The organism is Pseudoflavonifractor sp. An184 (genome assembly GCF_002160305.1).
Taxonomy (GTDB): Bacteria; Bacillota; Clostridia; order Oscillospirales; family Oscillospiraceae; genus Lawsonibacter; species Lawsonibacter pullicola.
The window spans coordinates 1-5,100 of record NZ_NFKI01000104.1; the positions used below are offsets into that span (position 1 = coordinate 1).

The window sequence follows — 5,100 nt, forward strand, 5'->3', positions numbered from 1 at the left end:
GTTCTCGCTGCGCTCGCCGAACGCCTTGCCGTGCAAGGCATTCGGGGCATTCGATCCCACTCGAGGCGGGCTGCCGCCCCCTCGAGCTCCCCCGCCAAAACTGAGGCGAATTCTACTCAACAGCGGTTTTTTGACAAACTGAAGGCCCCGGCATAGCCGGGGCCTTGTTTCATATATATTCCGTCCCCCACCGAGGCCCCATTCAATCGCCCCGTCCAACCCTTACAGAGGCGAAACGCAGTTTCGCAGAAAATTTCTTTGCACCGCGTTTCTCCGCTGCGCGTAGAAACGTGGAGGGATTGCACGTGAAAGGAAACCCTGACGGTTTCCTTTCACACTATTCTTCCCTCCGAAACCTGAAAGGCCCTGCAGAGGCGAAACGCAGTTTCGCAGAAAGTTCTTTTGCCTACTTTTCTTTCAAGAAAAGTAGGGAGGAGGCCACGGCGGCCAGCTCCTCCCGGGTGGCGAAGGCCTGGGGCCGGCCGATGCCGCCCGCCTCCTCCGCCATCACGCCGGCTTCCACAGCCCGCTGAATATAGGGGGCCGCCCAGTCGCTGGCCTCCCGCTCCCCCCGGCGGACCAGATAGTCCTCCAGCATGGCGTCAAACTGCTCCTGTGTCACCGCTTCCGCCTCCAATCTCCTTTTGAAATCCTCCCACTCCCCGGGCCTGTCCACCCAGGGAGCGGGGCACCGCTTGCCGGTCACGTCGTAGTGCCGCAGGACGTGTTCCGCAGGCACCCCGTACTTGTCCATCAGCTCCCGCACCAGGGCCGCCGTCCGGTCCCGGACGGCCGGAGGCACGCCTCCGGCGCTGTTGCACATCTCCACCCCGATGGAATTGGCATTGCGGCAGTCGGGATGGACCGGCTGGCTGCTGCCGCAGTGCCAGGCGGTGTCCTCCTCCCGCACCGACTGCCACACCGCCTCCTCGTCCACAAAGTAGTGGGCGCTGGTCCCGGTGACCGTCCGGGCAAAGTAGTCGGCGTTGTTTTTCGCCGTGTCGCTCCAGTTGCCGGTGTAGTGGACCACGATGTACTCCACGGGCTGGGTCCGGCCGGGCCGGTAATTGCCCCGGGCCGCCTGTTCGAACAAAAGCTCCATCATCTTCTCCTCGTCTCAGGTCCCATCGCCGGATTTCCGGCTGCTTCGCTCCGCCTGGGTGCCGAAGTAGAAGGCGATGACCACGGTGAACACAGTCAAAAATTCCTCGGCGCTCACTCTGCCTCCACAGGTCAAACAGGCAAATACTACCGTCAGGATCAGCGTAACCAGACTCTTGACAGACAGCAGATTGCTCAGGCGCTTTTGAAGCTCCTCCATTTCCCTACCCCCTCTCGCTTTTCAGGTCCCGGATGTCGTGCTGGACCTCGGTCATCTGCCCCTCCAGCTTGTAGGTCCGCTCCACCAGGCTGTTGTGGGCGGCCACCTTCCGCTCCAGCTGTTCGATCCGATAGGTGGTCAGCTTGTTGGACACCAGGATGCCCCCGAAGGTCCCCGCCAGGGTGCCGATGAGGGACATCCCGGCCACCGCCAGGGTGGTCCACTCCATCAGCCCTGTCCCTCCTCCACGGCCCCCAGGTCCGTCCAGGCGCCGGGCAGCTGGGAGGGGGGATAGGCGGTGTCCGCCTGGGTGCACTTCCACACGTGTCCGCCCTCGGTGCAGCACTCGTCCACCTGGTACAGTCCCCGGGTCCCCTGGGGCTGGACATAGGGACCGGCCATGGACGGGTCGGTGGTGTGGCACACATCCCACAGACTCACCGCCTGGTCGGGAGTCCAGTCCGGCTGCTCTGTGGCGTCGTGCTGCTGCCACAGCTTGTACACGATCCCATTCCACTTGTAGGGGCTCCCAACGGGGACGGCGGAAAAATCCCGCTGCCGCCAGGTGGGGATCTGCTCCTGGCTGGCGGTCAGCTCGGTGCCGTCCGCCTCGCCGGACACCGCCCGGGCGGCCAGAGCCGCCGCATCCGCCTTGCCGCGGGCTTTCAGTTCATCCTTGGCCATGGTCACAATATCAGCCATTTCTCTCCACTCCTTCCTCATAGGCCGCGCTCAGCTCGGCCATCACCGTCTCGGCGGTGCCCGCCGCCTCCAGTTCCTCAATGGTCTCCGCCTGAGATGCAATCGTAGCCGTCTGGCTCTCAATGGTGGCCGCTTGCTGGGCGATGGTGCTCTCCTTCTCCGCAATGGCGTCCTGCTGGGTCTGAATGGTGCCCGCCTGCTCCGTGATGGTCCCCTGAAGCTGGGTCACCTGGGCCTGATAGCCGGTCACATCTCCCAGGTATTGCCTCCCCACCTGGAGCACCACATGGTAGCTGCGGGTGGCGGCGCTGTACTGGATATCCTTGACTGTGAAGCCGTAGCCCGCGGGCAGGATGCACTCCCCCTCAAGGACGGGCGGGTCCCACTCCAGGGCCTCGATCTGCTCCAAACTGGCGTACTCCCGCTCGAACACCACCCGATACTCCCCGTTGGCAGAGCCCCGCAGCACCAGGCCGCAGGACAGGCCGCCGATCTTGAACTTTTCGCCGTATAGACTCATACGCTCGCTCCTCTCCGATTCAGATGGAAGAACAAAACCCCCGCCCTGTCTTGCTTGACAAAGCGGAGGCGAGTTTCTATAATGAAATTAGAAGGGCGCTGTTACTGCGGCCAGCCCTTATAGTCGCATAAGTTTCCCTATGCTGACCGTTTGGGGACCAGCCAAGCGGTCAGCACGCTTTTATGGTCATGATGTATGCCAAAATGGCAAAACACATCAGAAGCCTCAGAAATTGCTTTCCTCGGTGCCCCATATCCGCAAGGGAAGTAGCTGGCCGCCTTATGTAACAGCGCCTATCCCATCATAGAGAGCCGCGCCGCTTATTGTCAATCCCGCCGTCCCTTTCAAGCAAAGGGCCGGCGGGCGTTTTTGTGCGTTCCTTGCATTCCGGGCGGAAGAATCTCCCGTTCACCCTATCTGGGAAACCGCCCCGCAGTTGCCTGCCTCTGTACACCTAACGATAAAAAATTTCCGCCCCCGTCCGCGCCGCCGAAGGACTTGCGGCCCGGCGGAGAAAGGACTATAATGGAGCGGAACAACGTCCCGGTTGGAACGAAAGAGAGGAGAGAGGGGCGCGGGAACTCTTCCGCGCCCGGGAGAGATGAAGCTGTTTGCCTACGCCGTCCGCGAATTTGACGAGAAGCCCCTGTTTGATAAGTGGTGCGCAAAGCTGGGGGTGGAATTTGCGTACAGCACCGAGTATCCCACCCCGGAGAACATCGAGCTGGCCCGGGGCTACGACGCCATCAGCACCACCCCCTACGCCCTGGGGCCGGAGGCCATCCGCCGCTTCCACGAGCTGGGGGTGAAGTACCTGGGGGCCCGGGCCATCGGCTTTGACCACTTCGACCTGCCCACCGCCAAGGAGTTGGGCATGCCGGTGACCCACGTGTTCTATCCCCCCAGCGGGGTGGCCAACTACGCCATTATGCTCATGCTCATGTGCTGCCGGAAGATGCGGCAGATCCTGGACCGGAACGTGGTCCAGGACTACACCCTGGAGGGGAAGATGGGCAAGGAGCTGTCCAACTCCACCGTGGCGGTGCTGGGCACCGGCAAGATCGGCGGCACCGTCATCCGCCACCTGTCCGGCTTCGGCTGCCGGATGCTGGCCTACGACCTGTACCAAAACCCCGAGGTGGCCCAGCTGGCGGAGTACGCCGACCTGGAAACCATCTGGCGGGAGGCGGACATCATCACCCTCCACATGCCCGCCAACCCGGAGGACCACCACATCATCAATGCCGACAGCCTCTCCAAGATGAAGGACGGAGTCATCCTCATCAACACCGCCCGGGGGGACCTGATCGACACCTCCGCCCTCATCGAGGCCATCGAGAGCCGGAAGGTGGGGGCCGCCGCCCTGGACGTGCTGGAGCAGGAGAGCGGCCTGTACTACGCCGACTTGAAGACCGTCCCCATCCCCAACCACGACCTGGCCCTGCTGAAGGCCTTCCCCAACGTGATCGTCACCCCCCACACCGCCTTCTACACCGAGGAGGCCGTGGAGCACATGGTGGCCGGTACGGTCAAGGGCCTGCTGGCCTGTGAACAGGGGGGCGAGAACCCCTATCTGGTGCAGGGATAGGCCGTTTTTGGAGAAATTCCCCCAAATTTTCTTGACAGGCCCCGCGCCCCTGTGGTATCATACTGCCTACACATAAGGGAGTAGTCGGCGCGCAGGCGTAACAAGGTCAACAGACTGAGCTCCGGTTCTGGAGTTCTGGCTTTGTTTTTCATGACGAGACTTATCTGTTCCAAGGGGACAGATGGGTCTCGTTTTTTTGCGCCGGCACGGGCCTGCCCACGGGAGAGATGCCAAACTCCCGGGCGCGGGCCGGAAGCAGTTTGAGGAGGAATTTTACCATGGGAATGACAGAATTGGTGGTGCTGGCCGTGGGGCTGGCCATGGACGCCTTCGCGGTGTCCGTGTGCAAGGGGCTGTCCGCCGGCCGGGTGACACTGGGACACGCCCTGACGGCGGGGCTTTGGTTCGGGGGCTTTCAGGCGCTGATGCCCTTCCTGGGCTGGCTGCTGGGGGTGCAGTTCCAGTCCTTTATCACCAGCATCGACCACTGGATCGCCTTTGTGCTCCTGGGGCTCATCGGCGTGAACATGATCCGGGAGTCCCGCAGCACCGAGGAGGAGGAGATGGAGACCTCCTTCGGGGCAAAGGCCATGTTCCCCCTGGCGGTGGCCACCAGCATTGACGCCCTCACCGTGGGCATCACCTTCGCGTTTCTCAGCGTCCCCATCGGCCCCGCCGTCGCTCTCATCGGGGTCATCACCTTCGTCCTGTCCGCCATCGGCGTGAAGGCCGGGGGCGTGGTAGGGGAGAGGGGCAAGTCCTGGGCCGAGCTGGCCGGGGGTATCGTGCTGATCCTCATGGGGACCAAGATCCTGCTGGAGCATCTGGGTGTGCTGGGCTGATTCCCGTACATCAATACAAAAAATGCCGTTACTTTCCCGCCGCTGTGCGGCGGAAAAGTCCTCGCTGCGCTCGCTGAACGCCTTGCCTTGCAAGGCATTCAGGGCATTCGATCCCACTCGAGGCGGG

Annotated in this window: 7 protein-coding genes; 2 read left to right on the forward strand and 5 right to left on the reverse strand. The window is 62.6% G+C overall.

Going from position 1 to position 5,100, the window contains the following annotated elements; translation table 11 throughout:
* Positions 1-406: 406 nt before the first annotated feature.
* The 5 genes from B5F19_RS16395 to B5F19_RS16415 are packed head-to-tail and all read right to left on the reverse strand — an operon-like array spanning position 407 to position 2,543.
* Complete coding sequence (locus tag B5F19_RS16395) at positions 407-1,102, reverse strand: N-acetylmuramoyl-L-alanine amidase (protein ID WP_162612603.1); 696 nt, start codon at positions 1,100-1,102, stop codon at positions 407-409.
* A 15-nt stretch (positions 1,103-1,117) separates the two neighbouring features.
* Complete coding sequence (locus tag B5F19_RS16400; RefSeq protein ID WP_087292733.1) at positions 1,118-1,321, reverse strand: hypothetical protein; 204 nt, start codon at positions 1,319-1,321, stop codon at positions 1,118-1,120.
* A gap of 4 nt (positions 1,322-1,325) precedes the next feature.
* The gene (locus tag B5F19_RS16405; protein WP_087292735.1) at positions 1,326-1,550 is read right to left on the reverse strand and encodes a hypothetical protein; all 225 of its coding nucleotides are present in this window, start codon (positions 1,548-1,550) and stop codon (positions 1,326-1,328) included.
* Complete coding sequence (locus tag B5F19_RS16410; protein ID WP_087292738.1) at positions 1,550-2,023, reverse strand: hypothetical protein; 474 nt, start codon at positions 2,021-2,023, stop codon at positions 1,550-1,552. Before B5F19_RS16410 ends, B5F19_RS16405 begins: the two co-directional genes overlap by 1 nt.
* Complete coding sequence (locus B5F19_RS16415) at positions 2,016-2,543, reverse strand: hypothetical protein (RefSeq protein WP_087292741.1); 528 nt, start codon at positions 2,541-2,543, stop codon at positions 2,016-2,018. The genes B5F19_RS16410 and B5F19_RS16415 overlap by 8 nt, the downstream gene beginning before the upstream one ends.
* A gap of 601 nt (positions 2,544-3,144) precedes the next feature.
* On the opposite strand from B5F19_RS16415, the gene B5F19_RS16420 reads away from it, so the two are divergent.
* Together B5F19_RS16420 and B5F19_RS16425 are read left to right on the forward strand one after the other, a co-directional pair.
* Positions 3,145-4,131: a D-isomer specific 2-hydroxyacid dehydrogenase family protein gene (locus B5F19_RS16420; protein WP_087292744.1), complete on the forward strand. Its 987-nt coding sequence runs from the start codon at positions 3,145-3,147 to the stop codon at positions 4,129-4,131.
* Between the two features lie 278 nt (positions 4,132-4,409).
* Positions 4,410-4,973: a manganese efflux pump MntP family protein gene (locus B5F19_RS16425; protein WP_087292747.1), complete on the forward strand. Its 564-nt coding sequence runs from the start codon at positions 4,410-4,412 to the stop codon at positions 4,971-4,973.
* Positions 4,974-5,100: the final 127 nt, after the last annotated feature.